14 protein-coding genes and 1 pseudogene are annotated in these 22,689 nt (G+C 58.8%); 1 reads left to right on the top strand and 14 read right to left on the bottom strand.

Translation table 11 applies throughout. The features are described 5' to 3' along the window. Positions 1-213: 213 nt before the first annotated feature. Complete coding sequence (locus tag ACZ9DP_RS36340) at positions 214-1,977, top strand: glucan ABC transporter ATP-binding protein/ permease (protein ID WP_194728462.1); 1,764 nt, start codon at positions 214-216, stop codon at positions 1,975-1,977. A 130-nt stretch (positions 1,978-2,107) separates the two neighbouring features. On the opposite strand, the gene ACZ9DP_RS36335 is transcribed toward ACZ9DP_RS36340, so the two are convergent. The 14 genes and pseudogenes from ACZ9DP_RS36335 to ACZ9DP_RS36270 form a co-directional block, all read right to left on the bottom strand. Next, a complete protein-coding gene (locus tag ACZ9DP_RS36335; RefSeq protein ID WP_476205273.1) occupies positions 2,108-2,317 on the bottom strand; it encodes a hypothetical protein in 210 nt (69 codons plus the stop codon). Continuing rightward, positions 2,314-2,584, bottom strand: a pseudogene (locus ACZ9DP_RS36330) (helix-turn-helix domain-containing protein). Before ACZ9DP_RS36330 ends, ACZ9DP_RS36335 begins: the two are co-directional and overlap by 4 nt. Positions 2,585-2,862: 278 nt before the next feature. Then, a complete protein-coding gene (locus ACZ9DP_RS36325; protein ID WP_476205272.1) occupies positions 2,863-3,288 on the bottom strand; it encodes a DUF6074 family protein in 426 nt (141 codons plus the stop codon). 50 nt (positions 3,289-3,338) lie between these two features. Beyond that, on the bottom strand, positions 3,339-4,652 hold the full coding sequence (locus ACZ9DP_RS36320) for an MFS transporter (RefSeq protein ID WP_476205270.1): 1,314 nt from the start codon (positions 4,650-4,652) through the stop codon (positions 3,339-3,341). Between the two features lie 156 nt (positions 4,653-4,808). Then, positions 4,809-6,038, bottom strand: a complete 1,230-nt coding sequence (locus ACZ9DP_RS36315) for an OpgC family protein (protein ID WP_074070031.1) — start codon at positions 6,036-6,038, stop codon at positions 4,809-4,811. 98 nt (positions 6,039-6,136) lie between these two features. Further along, positions 6,137-14,653, bottom strand: a complete 8,517-nt coding sequence (locus ACZ9DP_RS36310) for a glycoside hydrolase family 94 protein (protein ID WP_476205269.1) — start codon at positions 14,651-14,653, stop codon at positions 6,137-6,139. 460 nt (positions 14,654-15,113) lie between these two features. Continuing rightward, positions 15,114-15,278, bottom strand: a complete 165-nt coding sequence (locus ACZ9DP_RS36305) for a hypothetical protein (protein ID WP_183928945.1) — start codon at positions 15,276-15,278, stop codon at positions 15,114-15,116. Positions 15,279-15,403: 125 nt separating this feature from the next. Beyond that, entirely contained in the window at positions 15,404-15,592 is a 189-nt protein-coding gene (locus ACZ9DP_RS36300) for a hypothetical protein (protein WP_074070033.1), read from the bottom strand. A gap of 136 nt (positions 15,593-15,728) precedes the next feature. Next, positions 15,729-16,502, bottom strand: a complete 774-nt coding sequence (locus tag ACZ9DP_RS36295; RefSeq protein WP_476205268.1) for an ABC transporter ATP-binding protein — start codon at positions 16,500-16,502, stop codon at positions 15,729-15,731. Beyond that, complete coding sequence (locus ACZ9DP_RS36290; RefSeq protein WP_476205266.1) at positions 16,499-17,332, bottom strand: ABC transporter ATP-binding protein; 834 nt, start codon at positions 17,330-17,332, stop codon at positions 16,499-16,501. Before ACZ9DP_RS36290 ends, ACZ9DP_RS36295 begins: the two co-directional genes overlap by 4 nt. Next, positions 17,329-18,264 (bottom strand): nickel transporter permease, encoded by a 936-nt coding sequence (gene nikC / locus ACZ9DP_RS36285; protein WP_074070036.1) that lies wholly within the window; start codon positions 18,262-18,264, stop codon positions 17,329-17,331. The genes ACZ9DP_RS36290 and nikC overlap by 4 nt, the downstream gene beginning before the upstream one ends. Then, positions 18,261-19,328 carry an ABC transporter permease gene (locus ACZ9DP_RS36280; RefSeq protein WP_476205265.1) on the bottom strand — a complete coding sequence of 356 codons (1,068 nt, stop codon included), beginning with the start codon at positions 19,326-19,328 and terminating at the stop codon, positions 18,261-18,263. Before ACZ9DP_RS36280 ends, nikC begins: the two co-directional genes overlap by 4 nt. Before the next feature lie 18 nt (positions 19,329-19,346). Then, positions 19,347-20,990, bottom strand: a complete 1,644-nt coding sequence (locus tag ACZ9DP_RS36275; RefSeq protein WP_074070038.1) for an ABC transporter substrate-binding protein — start codon at positions 20,988-20,990, stop codon at positions 19,347-19,349. Positions 20,991-21,036: 46 nt separating this feature from the next. Then, entirely contained in the window at positions 21,037-22,095 is a 1,059-nt protein-coding gene (locus ACZ9DP_RS36270; protein ID WP_476205264.1) for a dipeptidase, read from the bottom strand. Between the last annotated feature and the right edge of the window lie 594 nt (positions 22,096-22,689).

Below are 22,689 nucleotides of genomic sequence, written 5' to 3'. Positions count from 1 at the left end.
CTTCATATAAGGATTATGGATTGCTAAAGCTTGGTTTAAATACAAGTGGAAATTGTTGCACTCCCAATCGGTTGAGCAGCTTTGCGCTGCGGTTGTCCTGTCGCATCCTGCAGAAAACACCTCACCTGAATGCGCCGTTAATCGTCGGTTCAGGTGTTTTTTCATAGCATCGCGCCATTCCGTTTTTTGCAGATGCACACAAGAGGTACCGCCGTGTCGTTATTCAAGGTCTATGCAAGAGCTTTGCGCTACCTTGGCGCTTACAAGCTCCGCGTATCCCTGGTGGTCGTTGCGAACATTGTTCTGGCTGCGATCACGATTGCGGAGCCTGTTCTGTTTGGTCGCATCATCGACGCCATTTCAGGCAATGGCGAGGTCAAGCCCATTCTGTTCATGTGGGCTGGATTTGCCGTCTTCAATACGATCGCCTTCGTTCTTGTCGCCCGCGAGGCGGACAGGCTGGCCCATGGCCGGCGCGCGACTTTGCTGACGGAAGCATTTGGCCGCATCATCTCGATGCCGCTCTCCTGGCATCACCAGCGCGGCACGTCGAACGCGTTGCATACCCTGCTGCGCGCTTGCGAAACGCTCTTCGGCCTCTGGCTCGAATTCATGCGTAATCACCTCTCGACCGCCGTCGCCATTGCGCTTCTGGTGCCGACCGCCATGGCCATGGACCTGAGATTGTCCGGCGTGCTGGTCGTGCTTGGTCTTGCCTACTGGCTGATCGGCCGTCTGGTCATGAGCCGCACGAAGGACGGACAGGCTTCGGTCGAGGACCACTATCACACCGTTTTCTCGCATGTGAGCGACTCGATCAGCAACGTTTCGGTGCTGCACAGCTACAACCGCATTGAAGCTGAAACCAAGGCGCTCAAGGGCTTTGCCGACCGTCTGCTGCAGGCTCAGTACCCGGTCCTCGACTGGTGGGCCCTTGCCGGTGCTCTGAACCGAATGGCATCGACCATCGCCATGATGATCATCCTTGTGATCGGCACGCTTCTGGTGCAGGCCGGCGAACTGCGGATCGGTGACGTCATAGCCTTCATTGGCTTTGCAAACCTTTTGATCTCGCGCCTTGACCAGATGCGCCAGTTCGCCACGCAGATTTTCGAAGCCCGCGCGAAGCTTGAAGACTTCTATACGCTCGAAGACTCCGTTCGCGAGCGCGAGGAACCGGCGGGCAATGCCGACATCAAGGACGTCAAGGGCGAAGTCGAATTCCGCGACGTCTCCTTCGGCTTCGGCAACTCGTCGCAGGGCCTGCACAATGTCTCCTTCTCGGTGAAGGCTGGCCAGACAGTCGCGATCGTAGGCCCGACAGGTGCGGGCAAGACGACGCTCGTCAATCTGCTGCAGCGCGTCTACGATCCGGACAGCGGCCAGATCCTGGTGGATAGCCACGACATCACCAAGGTCACCCGCAGGTCGCTGCGCCGTTATATCGCCACCGTGTTCCAGGATGCGGGTCTGCTGAACCGTTCGATCAGCGACAATATCCGCCTTGGCCGCGAAGGTGCCAGCGAAGAAGAGATGCGCCGTGCTGCCGAAGCGGCAGCCGCGGCGGACTTCATTGAGACGCGCGAGGAACAGTATGACACGCATGTCGGCGAGCGTGGCAACAGGCTCTCGGGCGGGGAGCGCCAGCGTGTGGCCATCGCCCGCGCCATCCTCAAGGATGCGCCGATCCTGGTTCTCGACGAGGCGACCAGTGCGCTCGACGTGGAGACCGAGAACCGCGTGAAGGCTGCAATCGACAACCTTCGCCAGAACCGCACCACCTTTATCATCGCGCACCGCCTCTCGACGGTTCGTGAAGCAGACAAGGTGCTCTTCCTCGACAATGGCCGGATCGTCGAACAGGGTAGTTTCGATGAACTCAGCCACAGCAACGGCCGCTTTGCAGCGCTGCTTCGCGCCAGCGGTATCCTGACGGACGAGGAAGTCCGCAAGGCTCATACGACCGAAGCTGCTTAACCAGGTTCGAAAACCAAATTGCAAGGCCGGAGGGAAAACCTTCCGGCCTTTTTTATCGGGGTTAGAAACTCGGGACGCGCTGCAAGTGAGGTCTTTGCCGACTCCCGCCGCCGCGAAGTGGAATTCGATGCTAAAATAACGCTATGGCTTTCGGGGTACTGAGCTCCTGTCCGCTACTGCCCAGGCCTTTTGGTAACAATCGCGGACCGCCTTGAGCCAATGAACGAAATGGGGAAGGCGGAGCGGCGCGCTTCCCAGGATGGAGATCGTATTCGAGCCGCCATTCGCCTTCGAAAGTCATCTGTGCGACGGGGAAGGTTTCGTAGAAGATCTTCGTCATCGACCATCACCGAAGTTCGGCAGGAAGCCGAGATCATCTTCGGATGCTGCTGGTAACGCTTGGGCTGTCGTCAGGTCGCCGAGCTCAATGCCCACCGTGCGCGCGACGATCAGCGCCTTTTCGAGTTGGCAGCTCGGCTTGCCGGATTCGAGTTCGACAATGAAACGCTCGCCCGTTCCGGAACGGGTGGCAAGCTCGGTCTGGGTCCAGCCGAGGCCTTTGCGTTTTTCTCTGACGGCAGCCGAAATCACGTGCAGACTTGAACATCCAGCATCTCCTGTGTCGGCTTACCGTTCAGGAAGGTTCTTTAATTTTCAATGCGCTTCTTACCGAGCGGGAAGTCATTCGGCAGGGAGGCGATAAAAACGTACCGATCGGAAGTTTTTACCGTGCAAAGCTGTGAGGCTGAGGCCTTCGGCCTTTGATTTGTTTGGACTTTGTTCAGTGACGGCTGACGAATTATAAATCGATATGGGCTGAGTAACCTCAGACGGGTCTCAAGGCCTTGATGCCGTGACAGCTGCGGCAGCGGACAGTTTATCGCGTCAGAGGCGACGGCGCCTTCTGCCTTGCCGCGCGCGGCTTTCGGATAAAGCGCGCAGCTGATGTCTCTCTACCAGAGCGGCTTGAACCGCAGCCTGGAAGGACAAGACGCGCTCCCGGATCTTCTCCTCGCGCAAGCCACATCGCGCAAGCTCGTCCGCCAGCAAACGGCACTCGGCTTTCCAAAACGCGACCGCCGGTTCTCCGTGCAGATCATCAAGCGTCGCGGCGCAGCGCTCGATATCGCCAGGCTGGGGGATGCTTGGAAATATCACGATTTCGCTTGCGGTCAGCGCGGCGAGAGAGGTGTCGAAAGAAGATGCCATCGAATCAATCCATGTTTCCATCAGACTGTTAGGCTTGTGTTGGTTAACGATTACCTTCTCTCGCGGAATAATGCCGTTGCTGACCGACTGAATGGACCTCAAGCCAAGGTCCCAGCAGCCGATTGTTCTGCTGGGACTTTGGCTTGGCATTGTTAGGATTGCGCGCGCTGTTGCACAGTTCCGCTCTCTTCGGCAGGAATCTGTGTACGCGACATCACGCGTCCGACCACGAGCACCAGCAGCGCGGCGGCAGCCAGGCACGCGGCAAGAAAGAACATTGGCGCAATCGTGCTTCCCGTACTGTCCTTGATCCAGGGCACGACGTTCTGGGCGACAAAGCCGCCGAGATTGCCGACGGAGTTGATTGCGGCGAGCCCGGCCGCCGCACCAGCGCCTCTCAGAAAACGTGACGGCAGGCTCCAGAAAACCGGCTGGCCGGCGAAGATGCCCGCTGCAGCGATGCACAGAAATGCGAACTGGACGCCATGGTCCGGAATAACAGCAGAAAGGACAAGGCATATGGCGCCCAGCAGTGCCGGAATGACGATGTAAGGCGTCTTCGAAGCTGCCCTGTCTGCCATCGACGGGACGATGTAAAGCGCCACCGCCACGAGGACCCAGGGTATGATGTTCAGAAAGCCGTTGGCCGTGTTGCCGACGCCGAATTCCTTGACGATGGTCGGGAGCCAATAGCTGAGGCCGTAGGCTGCAAGAGGAAAGCCGACGTAGCACAATGCCATAAGAAGTACCTTCGGATTAATGAGCGCCTTGAAGCCATTCTCCGCGTTCTTGTCCATGTCTGCATTTTCCGCCTCAATCCTGCGTTTTAGCCAGCTCTTCTCCGCATCGCTCAGGAAGTTCGCACTCTCTGGGCGATCCGAGAGGTAAAGCAGCGTGACCACGCCTGCTATGACGGCGGGAATACCCGTCGCGATGAACACCCATTGCCAGCCGGCGATACCATAAAGCCCGTCGAGATCGAGCAGCATGCCGCCCAGCGGCGCGCCGACGGCATTGGCAAGAGCGCTGAAGATCATGAACAGTCCGACCATCGTGCCGCGATAGGCGGACGGATACCAAAGTGTCAGCAGATAAAGGACGCCTGGAAAGAACCCGGCTTCGCAGGCGCCAAGAAGAAATCGGAGAATGTAGAACATCGTCGCATTCTGCGTGTAGGCCAGGGCGATCGTAACTGCGCCCCACGAGAGCAAAATACGCGCAAACCATTTGCTGGCGCCATACCGCTCGAGCAGCAGATTGCTCGGGACTTCAAACAGGAAATAACCGATGAAGAAGAGCGAGGCGCCGAGGCCGTAGGCATATTCGCTCATGCCAAGCGCGCCGACCATTTCCAGCTTGGCGAAGCTGACATTTTGGCGATCGATATAGGCGATGAGATAAAGAATGCCTAGGAACGGCATGAGCCGCCACGTGATTTTGACAATCAGTTGCTTTTCGTCGACCATGAATTTCTCCTCGGGGCAATTGCATCTGGGCGGGGAATAGATACGGCAAGCTTGCCATCATCAATTGTCGGCCGGTGGCCGAACTGCAGGCCAAGGCCGATTGACAAAACCGGCTGGCGGGTTCGCCAGCCGGTTTTGATATCGCAAAAAAGAGAGCTATTTGTCGCTATAGAGCTTTCGGCCATCCGCGACGCGGACGGCGACGGGAACGGAAGCACCACGCCCCATCGACCTGGCCTTCACGGTACCGTCGATGCGTTTGCGCTCGAGGTGGTAGGCATAAGCGAACTGACCGGAGATGCCTGCGACGACAAAGAGCGCACCGATCATCTGGTCATGATTGGTAATGTAGAGCAGCACCTGGCCCGCCATCGCAAGGATTGTCCCTGCCACGAAGATATTCAGCGAGTGACGGCCAATGATGGTCAGCGCATGATCCGACGGACGGCGCAGGATACGAGACAGCACGGGAATATTGATAACGAGGTAGCTGAGCGCCAACACATGCAGCAGCCGCGGCAGTGACAGGAAAGTCTTGTCGAAACCGGTAAGCACAGGCGGCAAGCCAAGCGCTGCCAGTACATTGCCGAGGTCCCAGAGGTGACCGACAACCCAAGCAAAGGACAGCGCTACGTAGCCGGAAGCCAGCACGAACAAAATCGGGTGTTCCGGCAGCTTGCCACCACGCTTGACATGCATGATGCCGACGGCGCCGATCGTGAACAAGAACTGCCACGAGAGTGGATTGAGGAACCAGTAGTCGGCGATGAGCATGTTGTGCGGCGCGATCTGATAGATGCCCGCAAGCAGCCACACAGCACCCGAAACGCCAAGCGCCAGAAGCGGATGGGCCGAGTAAAGAAGCAAGATGACCGGTACCATGAGCATCAGCGCGCCGTACATCGGCAATATGTTGTTGTAGCCGATCTGGTGGCCAAGCAGAAGCAGGGCGGGTATTCCCTCCGTCAAGTTCATCAAGACGGCGAGGATATTGATTTCGACCAGCAATCCCGGCCGGTGGAACAGCCAGGCGCCGCAAATGAACAGCGCGAGCGTTATGAAGGTCGTGATCATATGGGCGAGATAGAGCGTGAAGGCGCGCTTGATCGCCTTCTTCGCCATGTCTAGTCGCCTGCCGACCTTGAAGCCGGAGCCATAGGCCAGTCCGACCGCAATGCCCGAGATCAGCACGAAGGCTTCCGCGGCGTCGGAGAAGCCAAAATTCTTCGTCGTCACATACTCGAATATCTGGCCGGGAACGTGATTGATGAAAATCGTGATGAGGGCAAGGCCACGCAGAACATCAAGCCTCGTATCGCGCGCCGGTCGCACTGCAGATTGAGGCAAGCGCTCAGCGCCGATGGCGTTTTCCGGCGTAGCCGCCATGATGTTTCTCCTGTTTCGATCTGCAAACGCGGTTGCAGCCAAAAAGTTTCACCTTTTGGCTGCAACGAATCGCCGGAGTGTGAGCGTCGAAAATGCTGCTATCCGACCGAATATCCCTCATGGGGATTGGCGACTTCGCTGCCGTTGATGACCAGAGTGTAGCCGTCCGGATGGGACGATTTTGAGACCGAAATGCGATATTTCACACCTGAATGTTCGATCTCCGCCGAAAAGCCGTCCCAACCGCTCGGCAGTGCTGGACGAACAAAAATCCGTCCGTTTTTCAAACGGATACCCAGAATCCCTTCGACTGCGGCACGATAGAGCCAGCCCGCGGACCCCGTATACCACGTCCAGCCGCCGCGGCCCTTGAGCGCACCTTCGCCGTAGACGTCGGCAGCCACCGTATAGGGCTCGACTCGATAGTGCTCGGCAGAAGCTTTGTCGCGCGCATGGGTGATCGGGTTCAGGAGTTCGAAGCAGGCCAATGCATCATCGCCCCGGTTGAGCTCAGCAAGCGCCATAACCACCCAGGTAGCCGCATGCGTGTACTGGCCGCCATTCTCGCGAACACCGGGTGGATAGGCCTTGATATAACCCGGATCCCTGACCGACGTGGCAAAAGGCGGGGTAAATAGGCGGATGATTCGCGCTTCTTTGTCCACAAGGCGGTTCAAAACAGCGTCCATGGCCTTGACCGCGTGATCCGGATTGCCTTCGCCGGAAAGCACGCTCCAGGATTGCGCGATCGAATCGATCTGGCATTCCAGGCTTTCCTTCGAACCGAGCAGGCTGCCGTCGTCGAATGTGCCTCGGCGATAATAGCCGCCATCCCAACCTTCACTTTCGAGCGCGGCCTTCAGTTCACCGAGATGTTTCGTCCAGCGCTCGACGCGAGCAGCGTCGCCCCGCTCTTGCGCATAGGGAATGAAGGACCGCAGCGCGCCTGCCAGGAACCAGCCAAGCCAGACGCTTGTGCCCTGGCCTTGGATGCCGACACGGTTCATGCCGTCGTTCCAGTCGCCGCCCATGATCAGCGGCAGGCCGTTTGAGCCCTTGCGCTTGATCGCGAGATCAAGTGCCAAGGCGGCATGCTCGTAGATGCTGGCCTTGTCGTCCGAGACTTCCGGACGATAAAAGGAGTCGTGCTGGCCTTCGAGCAACGCCGGGCCCTCGAGGAACGGCAATTCCTCGTCAAGCACGCTCTTGTCGCCCGTTGCGCTGCAATAGTGATGGATCGCATAGGCGAGCCAGACCACGTCGTCCGAAATCAACGTACGGACACCCGCGCCGGTTCCCGGCAGCCACCAATGCTGGACATCGCCCTCGCGGAACTGCCTCGAGGCAGCGTTGACGATCTGGTTGCGCGCGAGCGATGGCTCCTGAAGCACGAAAGCCAGCGTATCCTGCAACTGATCGCGGAAGCCAAAGGCGCCGCTTGCCTGATAGAAGGCCGACCGTGCCATGATGCGGCAGCCAAGGCTCTGATAGGGCAGCCAGGCATTGACGAGATTGTTCATGGCCTGGTTCGGCGTCGAAATCTGAACCTTGCCCGTAAAGCTCTGCCAGAAATCGCGGTTTGCCTGAACAGTGTCCTCGACAGCGGTCTTGCGGATCTCGGCGATCAAGGTTTGGGCCTCTTGCCTCGACGCCGTGTCGCCTAGGAAGAACGTGACGTCACGCTCTTCTCCAGCACCGATTTCGATATCGACTGCGAGAGCCGCTGCCGGGTCGCCGTCAAGTTCCGTGGCGCCGGAAAGCGCAACGGGTGGCTTGAGTGCCTGCGGAGCCCGGATCGTGCCGGCCTTGCCGATGAACTCGCGCCTGCTTGTAGTGAAGCTCGACGGCTTCACGCTGGCGGCAAAGAAGGATACCCGGTTCGAGAAGTCGATGCTGTACTGGTTGGCGGCAAGGAGTGCGCCGGTTTCCTCGTCAAGGGATGAGAGGATGAAGGGCACCGAGCGCTGGGCGTTGTTGCCGAGAACCCACTCGACATAGCCATAGAGCCGCAGTTTGCGCGTCGTGGTGCCCATGTTGCGCAACCGGACGCGCTGCAGCTTGACCGGCCTTAGGCGATCGACCGTCTGTATAACTTCGAGCGCGATATCGTTCTGCTCGCTGGAGAAGACTGAGTAGCCGAGACCATGGCGTGCCTCAAAGCGGACATCGCTCCGCTGCGAAAGCCCAGCAAAGGGCGTCATCAGCGCGCCACTTTCCAGGTCGGTGACGTAAATCGCCTCGCCTGAGCGATTGACGACGGCATCGTTCGACCAGGAGGTCAGCTGATAGTCGCGCGAGTTGACGCTCCAGGTGAAACCCGCGCCTTCCGCAGACACATGGAAGCCGAACTTCTCGTTCGAGATCACGTTGATCCAGGGCTGCGGTGTTGCCGTGCCGCCAGCAAGACGAACGACATATTCGCGGCCGTCGCGGGCAAAACCACCGAAGCCGTTCCAGAAGTCGAGATCGCCTTCCTCCTCAATCACGAGCGCCGGCGGTCTGGGCTGCACGACACGCGCCACGCGCTTGACCGGGGTCTTACGCTGCTCGCGTTCCATTTCCGGCAGGTCGTCCTTGGACGGCGCAGAAAGGGCGATGGCGCGGTTGATCTGATCGACAACCTTGCCGTTCTTCGCATGGAAGGTGACGCGCGAAGCGGCGATCAGGGCATGATAGGTCGCCTCCTCCATCAAATCCCTCCGGACGGCAAAGATATGTTGCCGAAGGCCATCGGCCTGGCCAATGCGGCGCACGTTTTCGCACATCTGGTCCACGGCATGCTGCATGTCCTGCGCATAGGAGGATGCACGCTCGTTCATGATGACAAGATCGGCCGTCACGCCACGCGAGCGCAGATATTCCTCCGCCAGCAATGCCTCGCGAACGATATCGAGATCCATGTCGTCATCGATGCGCAGCATGAAGATCGGGAAGTCGCCGGAGATCGCAAGCGGCCACAGCGACGATTGTGACTTCATGCCGGCTCGTACTGCCGCAGCATCGGCGCGCAAGTCCATGTCCGGATAGACCAAATGCCGACCGAGATACTGGAAGGCGGCAGCCTGCTGCGACGTCACGCCGACATGGCGCATCTGCACCTGCGTGCGTGTCCAGGCCTGAACAAGCTCATGGTTGAAGGCATCGGCGTGCCGATAGCGCTCGACAGCCTTGTCCACCTCGTCGCGGCTAGGGGCAGCGATCGTCCAGAAGATCACGCTGACTTTCTTGCCAGCCGGCACACGAACCGTGCGGCGCAGCGAAAGGATCGGATCGAGCGTGAAGCCGTCGGTGCCCGAAAGCGTCGCACCAGGATCAAAGGCTGCGGCATCTGCAAGGCTACGGCCGCGGCCGAGGAATTTGCGGCGATCGGTCTCAAACTCCGTTTGCCGGGAAGGACCGGCACTGTCGACGATCAGATGGGCGATGCTCATGTTCGGTTCGCCCGGATCGCGTCTGTTGCGTTCGGCACGGATGACGTCGCCGCGCCTGCCGAATTCGGTCTTCACGAACATGCGGGCGAAAGCCGGATGCGCATTGTCCGTGTCATCCAATGTGATCACCGGCTCCAGATAGGAGGTGACTTCGATGAAGCGGTCTTCCGATCCCATGTTGAGAAGCGTCAGCCTGCGGCCTTCCGCATCATGCTCAGTCGCAACGATGCATTCCAATTCACTGCTGAGGTCGCCAACAACCTTGGTGAATTCCGCCTTTTCGTCGGCGAAGAACACATTGACCTTTTCGCCCTCGACACTTTTTGGTTCGGCGGTGGCCGACCACCATTCGTTGGTCGCCGTGTCGCGCAGGAAGATGAAGCTTCCCCAGCGGTCTTCCGTCGGGTCGGCTTTCCAGCGGGTAACGGCCTGGCCGTTCCAGTGTGCGTAGCCGGCACCGGTCGCCGTCAACATCATCGAATAGTGACCGTTGGACAGGAACATGAGTTCGCGATCGCGCGAAAGCGGATCGGCGATCTTGCGAAGCTCCGGCCGCAGCAGATCTTCCTGAATGCTGGCGGGCGTATCCGATTCGTGCTTGCCGCTCATGACGGGTATGTCGCGCGGCGCCTTTTCCTGCAGCAGCAGTTCGGCTGCTTCGATCACCGGATCGGAGTGGAAGAGCTCACGCAGATGCCCATTGAAAGCAACATTGGCAACCGCCGCAATCGACATGCCGTGATGGTGCGCATAGTAGTTATAGACAACAGCGCATTTCTTGCCTTCCGGCACGCGGGTCGGCGTGAAGTCGACGGCATCGTGGAATCCGAATTTGCCGAGCGCACCGAGCTTGCGCAGGCGTTGCAGATTTTCGAGTGCCCCTTGCGGGTCGTATTGGCTGGCGAGGATAGAGGCATAAGGCGCGATGACGGCATTGTGGCCGAGGCCGCGCTTCAGGCCAAGCGTAGGCACGCCGAAGTTCGTGTACTGATAGTTGAGGTTATGGTCGCGAGCATTGAAGGCAGCTTCCGAAATGCCCCACGGAATACCGAGCTTGCGTCCGTAGTTCATCTGCTCGACCACGACCAGGTTGTTGGTCTGATTGAGAATACCCCCGCCGCGCTCCTGCATGACGAGCGGCGGCATCAGATATTCGAACATCGAGCCGGACCAAGAGACCAGAGCGCCGCGCGAACCGACCGGCACGACTTGCCGGCCGAGGCGATACCAATGCTCCGTCGGCAAGTCGCCCTTTGCGATGCCGAAGAGACTGGTCAGCCGGCATTCCGACGCCAAAAGGTCGTAGCAGGCCTGGTCGAGCTCGCCGCTTTCGACGCGATAGCCGATCGAAAGAAGGCGGCGTTCCGGACGGAACAGGAAGCTGAAATCCATCGAGAAGGCGAGATCGCGGGCCTTGTCGCGAAGGGCAATCAGCCGCGGCCGCAAAGCATCGATATTCGAAAGGTCGAATGTGCTGTCGGAAATATGCGCTTCGCAAATCTTGACGAGTGCTTCGGCCCAACGGGTAAGTTCGCCGCTGAGTGCCGACTTCACTTCGTGATCCAGATTTGCCGCAAGCTTCTGGATGTCACGCGCAAGAACCGCAAGGTTGATGACGCGGATCGAGGCAAACTCGTGCTCGCGCTTAACGGCGGCGAGCGCGTTCTGGAAGCCGACGATCCGTTCTTCCAGGCGACGGCGGAGCGGACGGACCGTCTTGCGATCGTCCGGAAGGTCGGCCAGTACTTCGCCGAGGATGCCGGCAGTGTCGCCGACGCCGTCGAGATTGCCCTGCATATGCGCCGACGGGGCCTCGGCCCAATTGCGGCAAGCCGATGAAACGGCAATCAGGTGACCGGCGAGATTGCCGCTGTCGACAGCCGAAACGTATCGCGGCCCAAGGGTCTGAAGCGTATCGGTGTGGTACCAGTTAAAGAGGTGGCCGCGATACTTCTCCATCTTGTCGATGGTGCCGATCGTCTGCTCCAGCCGCTCGATCGTTTCCTCGAAGGAAAACCAGCCGAACTGGCGGCCGGAAACGACCGAGAGCAGATACACGCCGATATTGGTCGGCGAGGTGCGGCTCGCGACGATGACGTGCGGCGTCTCCTGAATGTTATCCGGCGGCAGGTAATTCTGTTCCGCCGTGGTGAACGTGTCGAAATAACGCCAGGTGCGGCGCGCGATCTTCCTGAGCTCGCTTGAGACCGAATCGGCGACTTCCAGGCGGTCTTCGGTCTCTGCCGACTGGCTGACATACCAGGCAACGAGCGGCGACAGGGTCCACAGCAGGGCAAACGGGATGCCGACGAGGAATGCGTTGTCGCCGGGAAGTGCTGCAAAGCCGAGTGCGAGCAGCGCGAGCACCGGGGCGTGCCACATCGCGCCGTAGTAGGAGAGGATCGTTCCCTGCCCGCCCGCTTGGACGCTGGCAGCAGTGCGCCATTGCAGCATCAATTTGTGGCTGACGAGAAGACGGTAGAGCGAGCGGCCGATCGCATCGACCATCATGCAAGCCGTATCGGCAATGAAAACGATACGAAGCGCCACCTGGGCGTTCGCAGCGCGGATATCCGACCACACGGTATAAAGATGTGCCCGTGCAACGATATCGCTGGTGCGTGGAATGATGCCGTGGATGAGCGACAGCGTCGGCGCAACAAAAAGGCAGAAGATCAGGAGGATCTGCCATACGAGTGCGCCAAGCGGGCCCATAAAATACCAGCCGAGCACGGAAGCGAAGAACCAGGCGATCGGCGTCAGCGAGCGGCGCAGGTTATCGAACATCTTCCAGCGCCCGAGAGCGGTGACGCCGTATTTTGGATTGAACATATATGGCAGAAGCTGCCAATCGCCACGCGCCCAGCGATGCTGGCGCGAGGCCTCGACTTCGTAGCGGATCGGGAAGTCTTCGACGAGCTCGAGATCGGTGACGAGTGCGCAGCGCGCCATCGAACCTTCGAGAAGATCGTGGCTCAGCACCGAATTCTCATCGATGCGATCCCTCAGCGAAGCTTCGAAGGCATCGACATGATAAAGGCCCTTGCCGGTAAACGTGCCTTCGCCGGCGAGGTCCTGATAGACATCGGAAACCGTGAAGACGTAAGGGTCGAGGCCGCGGTTGATCGAGAAGACGCGCTGGAAGACCGAAGCGTCCTTGCCGGTTGTCAGCGACGGGGTCACGCGCGGCTGCAGCACGCCATAGCCGCTTTCGACGCGGCCGGTCTTCGGGTTTATCACCGGACGGTTGATCGGATGATAGAGTTTGCCGACAAGCTTGGTCACGGCATCGCGCATCAGGCGCGTGTCGGAATCGAGCGTCATGATATACTGAACGCCAGCCGGCACAATATTGGCGCCCGGCAGATAGGTCGTGTCGCTGTCGCCGCGCAAAAGCATGTTCAGCTCGTGCAGCTTGCCGCGCTTGCGCTCCCAGCCCATCCAGACGCCCTCTGACGGGTTGTAGAGGCGGCGGCGATGCAGGAGATAGAAGCGCGTTTTGCCGTCATAGGCGTAACGTGCCGAAAGATTGGCGATTTCACGCCGGGCGTAGTCCAGCACTTCCAGGTCGTTCGGCGTCTCCTCGACGTCGCTGTCGGGCCAGTCGCTCAGCAGCGCGAAATAGATTTCGCCGCGCGGATTGGCGAGATAGTGAACCTCGAGATTGCGAACCAGGTCGTCGACGCTGTCGCGGTTCGAAATCAGGCAGGGCACGACAAGCAGCGTGCGTGCATCTTCCGGAATGCCTTCCTTGAACTCGTAGCCGACAAGCCGCGACGGCGTCACGAAGAAGGACAGCAAGGTGTTGAAAAGACCGGTCGCGCCCTCCGATGCCGGAAGAGAGAACATGATCAGCAATACGGCGATTTCCAACGTGCCCATGCCGGCATTGGCCATGAAGCGTCCGACGATCGCCATCGCAATGACGGTAAGCAGCATGACGGGGAGGGCAATCGACAGCCAGTTGAACTTGCGGACTGTTCGAACAAAATGCTGGACGAAGGTCGGACGATAATTGGCACGTTCTTCAAGCTTCGGCCGGTGCATGCCGGCAAGAAAGCCGCCGACATTCGGCTCATGCGGTTGCGGCTCCTCGGAGGCTCTGGCTTCGCTGGTCATGTCGAGCGCCAACTGGGCGACTTCCATTTCCGTCAGCGGCGAGCGCTTGGCGAGCTTTTCGATCTGCTTGCGGTATTTGTTGCGTGATCCCGAATCGAGGATGCCGTAATCGGAATTCTCCCAGAGCAGCTTGTCGACATGGCTGACCTGCTCGACCCAGACCGACCATTCCGCATCATCGATCTCGCGAAGGCTCCGGATGATGTTGCCCATCGTGACATTGCCGGAGGAGAGGCGGCTATGCTCCGCCATCGTCGCTTCTTCGGTATCACGGCCCAGCATTTCCAGACGCTCGTCGAGCCAGGCGATCGCAAGGCTAGACGCCTGCGAACCGTCGCGCATGCGATAGAGGAACTGCGTAGAGAAGGTATTGTCCTCGGCAAGCGGTTCGAGCGTCCTCAGATACTCCGCAGCCTTCGCCGGATCGTCCAAACGCACGAGTTCATCGGCCGCCTCGTTCGCACGGCGGCGTATGCGCCGGCTGCGTTCAACGCGGCTGGAAATGCGACGGAGGTTTTCGACGAGAACATAACGCACGAGTGAGGGAACCGCCCAAAGTTCACCGATGCGCAACGTCTCACCCAGCTGGAAGCCATCGACAAGCGCCGTTAGACTTTCCTGTGAAACGGTGCTGTGGGTGTGAGCGACATAGAGCCAGGCGAGCACCAGCGTGCGCGGTACCTGCACACCATCGATATCGATGGTCGGCAGCTCGCGATAGAAGCGCCGCGGGAAGTCGCGACGGACCTCCTGAATTGCCTCTTCGACGATATAGTGGTTATCGAGAAGCCATTCGGCGGCAGGCGTGATCGTCTCGCCCGCTTCCACGTCGGCCGCGGTCGTGCGGTAAACGCGCAGGATTTCCTTCTCGTTCTCCTTATGTCGTGCAAAAAAATCGAAGGCGGTAAAAGCCGGCAGCGAATCGACGCCTTTGCGGGCGATCGATTCACCCATCGCCTTGATGTCTTCAATCGACAGGTAGGTCGAGCGGACCGAGTCGTTGTGATCGATGTGCTTGACTTCGGATTCGCGTGACGGGTTTGGAGACGGAATGGAAATGGTCATGGGTTCGGTTCTGGGTCCAAACTAAGGTTATGGTAATTTTGCCTAGCCTTTTGCACCGGCAATTATGACTGCGACATGAACGGCCAAGGGGCTTTCCAGGAAGATGCGAAAGCCACAGATTTCCGATACGAAACGGTTTAGGCCTGATTTATGGCACGATTCTGCCGGTCAGAGCTGCATTTTGCCTTCACCCCCGAAGAACCATCCGGGAAAGTTGGACACCCTCCCGATAATTCAAGTCAAGAGGCACGGAATTGCCCAGCTTTGCTTACCTCAGTTTTGGCAGTTCGTCGCTATTCAAAAGAAAATCCGGCACCCATCGGGCACCGGATTTTCAAACGTGATTGGACCGCTGTTGTTGTTGGCCGAAAATTCCCGGTTCACGCAGAAGAATGTCCCAGCCAACGATTTGAGAAGTAAATTCGTAATGTGCCGGCAACATGCCGGCACGACAGCTCGATCAGCCGATAACGCCGCAGACTAGGGCTGCAACGAAAGCGAACGCCGCGGTAAACAGCGTGGCATTGAGCGCAAAATGAAGCTTCTGGCGCATTGAAGCCGGCTTCTTGGCCGGTACGGAACCATAATAGTTCGCTTGAGTATGCGAAATACCCAGGTCTGCCATGTGTTGCCTCCGTCTCTTTTTTATTGGCGCGGCGGTCTGCCGGCACTGATATTCCTATATTCTCTATAAGCTAGGTAGAGATAAATTTCCTTCCAGGGCGCGAGGGATAGAAAATCTGACCCGGCTCAGCAAAGAGTGCGCCATGCCCAGATCAACGAACGCTCGATTGCGTTTTCTTCTCTTTGGGCACCCGAGGAAGCCTCGATCAATCGGCGATCTTTTTCAGCGGGAATGGCAACGCGTGTCTGCTCGCTCCGTTCGACCTTGGCCGGAGGATCGAGATATCCCATGGTCATTCCGCCGAGAAAGAACATGCCTCACCTCCACGATCACGAAAGCTAACACTCGTTAACAGGATCATGACAGATGAAAATCGGCTGTCAATAGTCTAGTCGAATAGTCGTCTTTTAACGGCTACTTAACCTTGAATGGCCAGTGCCCGAAAGGATTTCAAATATTTGAAAAATCTGCAGTTCTGGTTTTGACGAAGCCTTTGCTCGCAATCATCAAATTTCTCGTGTAATCCTCATGAACGTCCCCGCTGGCCAGTTGGCCGGAGGTCAGCCGTTCGACGACGGCGCCGTTGCGCATCACGGCAAGCCTTTCACACATATGGGTAACGACACCAAGGTCGTGGCTCACCATGACAAAGGTCAGTTTGCGGTCACGCCTGATCTGTTCCAGCAGATTGAGCACCTCCGCCTGCACGGAAGCGTCGAGCGCCGATGTCGGTTCATCGAGCAGCAGGATCGACGGCTCGACGATCAGGGCGCGCGCAATCGCCACACGCTGCCGCTGGCCGCCGGAAAGCTGGTGCGGATAGCGGAAGCGGAAGCCGTTTCCAAGGCCGACCTCGTCCAGTGCCCGCGCGATGCGCTTCTCGCTGTCGGCAATCCCGTGAATTGCCAATGGCTCGAGCAGCAGCCGGTCGATCGTCTGCCGTGGGTGCAGCGAGCCAAAAGGGTCCTGGAACACCATCTGGACATTTCGATAGAAAGCCTTGCTGCGTTTTGCACCCTTCAACAGCTGATCATGAACGCGAATTGTGCCACCCTTGACCGGCGCCAGGCCCGCTACCGCACGAAGCAGCGTCGACTTGCCGGAACCCGATTCCCCAACCAGCCCGAAGGAGCCGCCGGATGCGACCGCGATGCTGACATCTTGAAGCGCATGAAAATCGTCATAGACGACGCTGAGATTTTCGACCGAGAGCGCCGCACTCATGCAGCCCACTCCGGCTTTCGGTCGAGCACTGGCAGCGGATGGCGATCTTCTCCGATTTGCGGCATGCAGTTCAAAAGTCCCTGCGTATAGGGATGCTGTGCATTTTTGAGGTCAGAAGCCCTAAGCTCTTCAACGATCTTACCGGCATACATCACGATGACGCGGTCGCAGAAAGAGGAAACAAGACGCAGATCATGCGACACGAAGATAAGCCCCATGCCGCGCTCGGAAACCAGCTTGTCCAGGATATTCAACACGTCGAGCTGCACGGTGACGTCGAGCGCCGAGGTGGGCTCGTCAGCGATCAGCAGTTCCGGCCCGGCAATCAGCATCATGGCGATCATTGCACGTTGGCCCATGCCGCCTGAGACCTCATGCGGGTAGAGATCGAAGACACGCTTCGGATCGCGAATCTGCACCGCCTCCAGCATGGCAAGCGCCCGTTCGGTCGCCTCGGCCTTGCTGACCTTCTCATGCGTTCTCAGCGTCTCGCAGATCTGCCGGCCGATCGACATCACCGGATCAAGCGAATATTTCGGATCCTGCAACACCATGGCGATGCGCTTGCCGCGCAGGAGCCGCCGTTCTTTCGCTGGAGCCTGGAGCAGATCGATGCCGTTGAAGTCGAGCTTGTCGGCCGTGACAATGCCGTGCTTCGGCGTGAGCCCCATGATCGCTCGGCCGGTCTGCGACTTGCCGGATCCGGACTCCCCGACAATTCCGAGGCGTTCCCTGTCCAGTGTGAAGGAAACGCCGCGAACAGCTTCGATCACGCCGGTGCGCGTCGGGTAGCTGACCTTGAGATTGTCGACCGTCAGCAAAGCCGTCATTGGCCGCTCTCCTTGGGATCGAGCGCATCGCGAAGGCCGTCGCCAAGCAGGTTGAAACCGAGGCTGACGATAAGGATCGCAATACCCGGCATGGCTGCGACCCACCATTGATCGAGAATGAAACGGCGACCCGAGGCGATCATCGCACCCCATTCCGGCAGTGGCGGCTGCGCGCCGAGACCGAGAAAGCCGAGACCGGCAGCCGTCAGGATGATACCCGCCATGTCGAGCGTTACGCGAACGATCAGCGACGAGAGGCAGAGCGGCATGACATGGCGGATGATGATGCGGACCGGCGATGCACCCATCAGCTTGACGGCCGAGATGTAATCCGAGCGCCGCACCGTCAGCGTTTCCGCCCGGGCAATGCGGGCGTAAGGAGGCCAGGACGTGATTGCAATCGCGATGATCGCGTTTTCGATGCCCGGCCCGAGCGCCGCGACAAAGGCAAGCGCCAGCACCAGCTTCGGGAACGCCAGGAAGATATCGGTGATACGCATCAGCACTGCATCCACCCATCCGCCGGCATAGCCGGAGACCGTGCCGACAATCAGTCCAATCGGCGCCGAGATGATCGCCACCAGCACGACGACGAAGAGCGTCAGCCGCGACCCGTAGATCAGGCGCGAAAGGATATCGCGACCCTGGTCGTCCGTGCCGAGCAGATACTCGCCGGTACCTGGCGGCAGAAGTCGCGCATTCTTTAGATCGCCGACCACCGGCGAATGCGTGGCCAAGAGATTAGCGAAGGCGGCAACGAAGAGCAGCGCGACAATGATAATGAGACCAAGGACGGCAAGCTTGTTCGCACTGAACTGCCGCCAGGTCACATAGGCGCGCCCGAGACGTGCCTGTACACGCGATTGCGGGCGATCGGAAAGCAACCACTCGCGGCGGCTCATCGGCGCTGGCTGGCTGGCTGGAACCGTCATCGGCTTCGCGTCCTTGGATCGAGCGTCCGATAGAGAAGATCGGACAGGAGGTTGATGCCGATGAACACCGTGCCGATGACGATCGTGCCGCCGAGGACAGCGTTCATATCGGCATTCTGCAAGGAGTTGGTGATGTAGAGGCCAATGCCCGGCCAGGAGAACACCGTCTCCGTCAGCACCGAGCCTTCGAGAAGCCCGGCGTAGGAGAGCGCAATCACCGTGACAAGCGGCACCGCGGCATTGCGCAATGCGTGGCCCCAAATTACCCGGGTTTCCGAAAGCCCCTTGGCGCGCGCAGCCACGATATATTCCTGACTGAGCTCGTTCAGCATGAAGCTGCGCGTCATCCGGCTGATATAGGCGAGCGAGAAATAGCCGAGCAGCGATGCCGGCAAGATAATGTGCCGGAAGACGTCGTAGAAGACGTCCCACTGCCCCTGCCAGAGGCTGTCGATCAGATAAAAGCCGGTAATCGGCGTGAACGTATATTCAAAGACGATATCGATGCGCCCCGGGAAGGCCACCCAGCGCAGTTGCGCATAGAATACGACAAGCGAGATCAAGGCCAGCCAGAAGATCGGCACGGAATAGCCGACAAGCCCGACGACACGCACAATCTGGTCGGCAAGGCTGCCGCGCCGCACAGCCGCAAGCACGCCGAGCGGGATCCCAATCAGGGCGCCAAAAATGGTGCCGAGGGTCGCAAGCTCGATTGTTGCTGGAAAGACGCGACGGATATCGGTCATCACCGGATTGGTGGTCAGCACCGAATTGCCGAAATCACCGGAAAGGATACCTTTGATATAGATGAAGAATTGCTGATAGAGCGGCAGATTGAAGCCGAGCTCTTCACGCACGCGCTCCACGACATGCGTCGGAGCGCGGTCGCCAAGGATCGCAAGAACCGGATCGATCGGCACGACACGGCCGATGAAGAATGTGACGGCCAGAAGTCCAAGATAGGTCGTCATGGCAGCGATCAGGAAACGCCCGATTGCTTTGGCGAGAGGAACGGCACGACCCTTGGTGGGCCGCGCCTCCATTTTTGTTTCGATAATGCTCAACGAACGAATCCTGCCGGATTATTCCTTGGCGATTGGGCCAACGAAGTTCGTATCGAAGCTCGGTCCGAGTTTGAAGTCCTTCAGGTTCTTGCGATAGCCGGCGACTTCGATCTGCTGGAAGATGAAGATGAAGGGGCTGTTCTCCAGGTACTTCTTCTGGATATCCTGGTACATCGCCGCGCGCTTGGCACCGTCGCGCTCAAGCAGTGCTGCCTTGGTCTGCTTGTCGAGTTCCGGCGTTTCGAAGGTATTGCGCCATGCGAGCGTCTTGTTCGTGCCCGCATCCGAATTGTCCGGGTTCGCCGTGAAGGTATCGGCATTCGAGTTCGGGTCGAAATAGTCGGATCCCCAATTGCCGATATACATGTCGTGCGTGCGGGCGCGGTATTTCGTCAGCGTCTGCTTGCCGTCGCCTGGAATGATTTCGAGTTTCACTCCGGCCTGTGCCAGCGTCTGCTGCATGGATTCGGCAATGCCGGTGACCGGCTGAGTGTTCCGCACGTCCATCGTCACCGAGAAGCCATCCGCAAGACCGGCCTTTGCCAGCAATTCCTTCGCCTTGGCGACGTCGAGCTTGAAGGGAATTTCGTCAAGCGCGCCGAGCTGGCCCTTTGGCAGGAATGTCTGGTGGATTTCGCCGATGCCCTTGATGAGCGTCGAGCTGATCGCATCGTAATCGACGAGATACTTGAAGGCCTGCTGCACCTCCGGCTTCTTCAGGTTCTCGTTCTTGAGGTTGAGGCTCACATAATAGATCGTGCTTTTCGGTGCGCTTGCCACCGCGAGGTCGGCGTTCTTCGAAACAGCGTCGAGATCGCCCGGCTCGAGATTGCGCGCGATATCGATGTCGCCTGCCTCCAGCGCCAGGCGTTGTGCGGCACTTTCCTTCATGTAGCGGTAGATGACGCGGTTCAGCTTCGGTTTGTCGCCGTAGTAATTGTCGTTGCGCTCCAGCACGACGACTTCGTTGGCGCGCCACTCGCGAAGCTTGTAGGCGCCGGAGCCGGCATAGCCCGTCTTCAGCCATTCATTGCCGAAGTCGTTGTCATACTTGTATTCCGCGCTTGGCGTCATCGGCTTGATGTGATCCATCACCAGCTTCTTGTCGACCACGGAGGCAACCGTCGCCGTCAGGCAGTTCAGTACGAAGCTCGGCGCATAGGCCTTGTCGACCGTGAAGACGAATGTGTTTTCGTCCGCAGCCTTGGCCTTTTCAGTCACGTTGTCTCCGGTCAGGCCAAACTGTGTCAGGATGAATGCCGGGCTCTTGTCGAGTTTGACGGCGCGCTCGAAGGACCAGGCGACATCCTCAGCGGTGACCGGGTTGCCTGAGGCGAACTTCAGACCGGGCTTCAGCTTGAACGTATAGGTCAGGCCGTCATCGGAGACGCTCCAGCTCTCGGCAAGATCACCCTTGACCTTCGTCGTGTCGTTGAGGTCGAGGCGGACCAGCAGGCTATAGGTGTTGGTTGTCATCTCCGCCGTTGAAAACTCGAAGGCCTCGCCTGGATCCATCGAAATGATGTCATCGATGGCGAAACCTTCGACGAGCGTATCCTTCGGCGTCTCGGCAAAAGCGGCAGGCGCCGTCAGCATGAGCAGCGAAAGCGCGGCACCCGCAGAAAGGGCACGAAAGTTGCGGCTGAGTTTGGTAATCATCATCGATTTGTTCCCTTGTTCTTGATTGATTACAAAGCAGCATTTTGGCTCAGGCGTTCTTCTCCCCCCACGCCGAAGCCAGGATGCGAAGCCAGTTCTCGCTGGCGAGTTTCCGTCGATCCTCCTCACCATATCCAACGTCCCGGAGAGCGGCAATCAGCTTCTGGTTGCCAGCCGCGTCGCCTATTTCGTCCGGAATGGTCGCGCCGTCGAAATCGGATCCGAGTGCAACGCAATCGATCCCGACGCGGTCGACGAGATAGTTGATATGGCGGATCATATCCCTGATCGGTGTGTCGCCCTCGGAGCGGCCATCCGCCCTCAACATCGCAGTCGCGTAATTGAGACCGATAAGCCCCTTGCTCTCCCTGATCGCATCAAGCTGCTTATCCGTCAGATTGCGCGCCACCGGCGTCAGCGCATGCACGTTCGAATGCGTAGCGACCAGCGGTTGATCTGTTGTCTTCGCGACGTCCCAGAAGCCCTTTTCCGTTATGTGGGACAGATCGATCATGATGCCCAGGCGATTGCATTCATGCACCAGCTCAAAGCCGGCACCGGTCAGCCCCGGCGCAGTATCTGGCGACATCGGGAAGGCGAAGGGCACGCCGTGTCCGAAGACGTTATGCCTGCTCCAGACAGGCCCCAGAGAGCGCAAGCCCGCCGCATGAAAGACCTCGAGCGCGGAAAGGTCGGGCCCGATCGCCTCGCAGCCTTCCATATGCATGACCGCGGCAAAAACACCACTTGCCATGGCGTTGCGGATGTCCTTCACCGTCCGGCAGAGGCGCCAGGCGCCCGCCTTGTCGAGACGCAGTGCAATCGCCGCCATCTCGGTCGCGACGCCAAGTGACGGCAGCCGGTCGAGAGGTCCGGCCATCGGCGTTTCGTAATGTCCGTTTTGATCGGGATCGGCGAAGACGAGATCGCCCGAGGGCACGTAGATGGCGCAAAGGCCGCCGGCGAGACCACCCTGCCGGGCGCGTGGTCCATCGATGTGGCCTGATGTCGTCCCGTTCAGAAATTCGGCAACCGGGTCGTTGCCATCCCTTTCATGTGTCCAAAGCCTGAGGAGAACGTCATTATGGCCATCAAATACAAGCTGCATCTGTTTTCCTGCTCTGCCCTGCCGAGCAAATGACAAGCGTGCAGAATAGAAAAGCTGGCAGAATTGGCCAGCCCCCTTCTCAGAATTTTATAGCGGATGAGTAAACACGACTTGGCTTGAAATGAAAACGGCGTATCGACATTCACCGGCTCGCGGTTCACGTAGACGAGCGGAATTCCGGCATCGCTCGCCGCATGATCGAAATGGGCGGAATTTTGGCGTACTCACTAACCGCGGTGGGCGGCACTTTGCCGTACGTTCCTGTTGGCGAATTGACTCTGAAAGGCTTTCACCAGCCGATGCCAGCTTTCGAAATCGTCCGGTGGATTGGCTGACTGGATGTAATCCACTCTAGGCTACGGCCTGATGCGACATAGCTTTGCGAATCTGCCCTGATCCTGACCTCGTTTGATTCCGCGCCCTCTCGGGCCTGAGGACCGCTTCTCCCTCGATTTGGGACCGGATTTCCACCCCCCATAGACTATTAGAAGTTTTACCTGTGGCAACGGGATAAGCCACTAAGGAAATAAAGTCCGAAAGCCGCGCTGGAAATATGATGCTATGGGCGGGCGGGCCGATGAAATCGCCACAGCA

The sequence above is a fragment of the Rhizobium sp. USDA 4016 genome (genome assembly GCF_056279705.1).
Note: the sequence above shows the minus strand (reverse complement) of the source record. Positions and strands in the feature narration are given on the sequence as shown.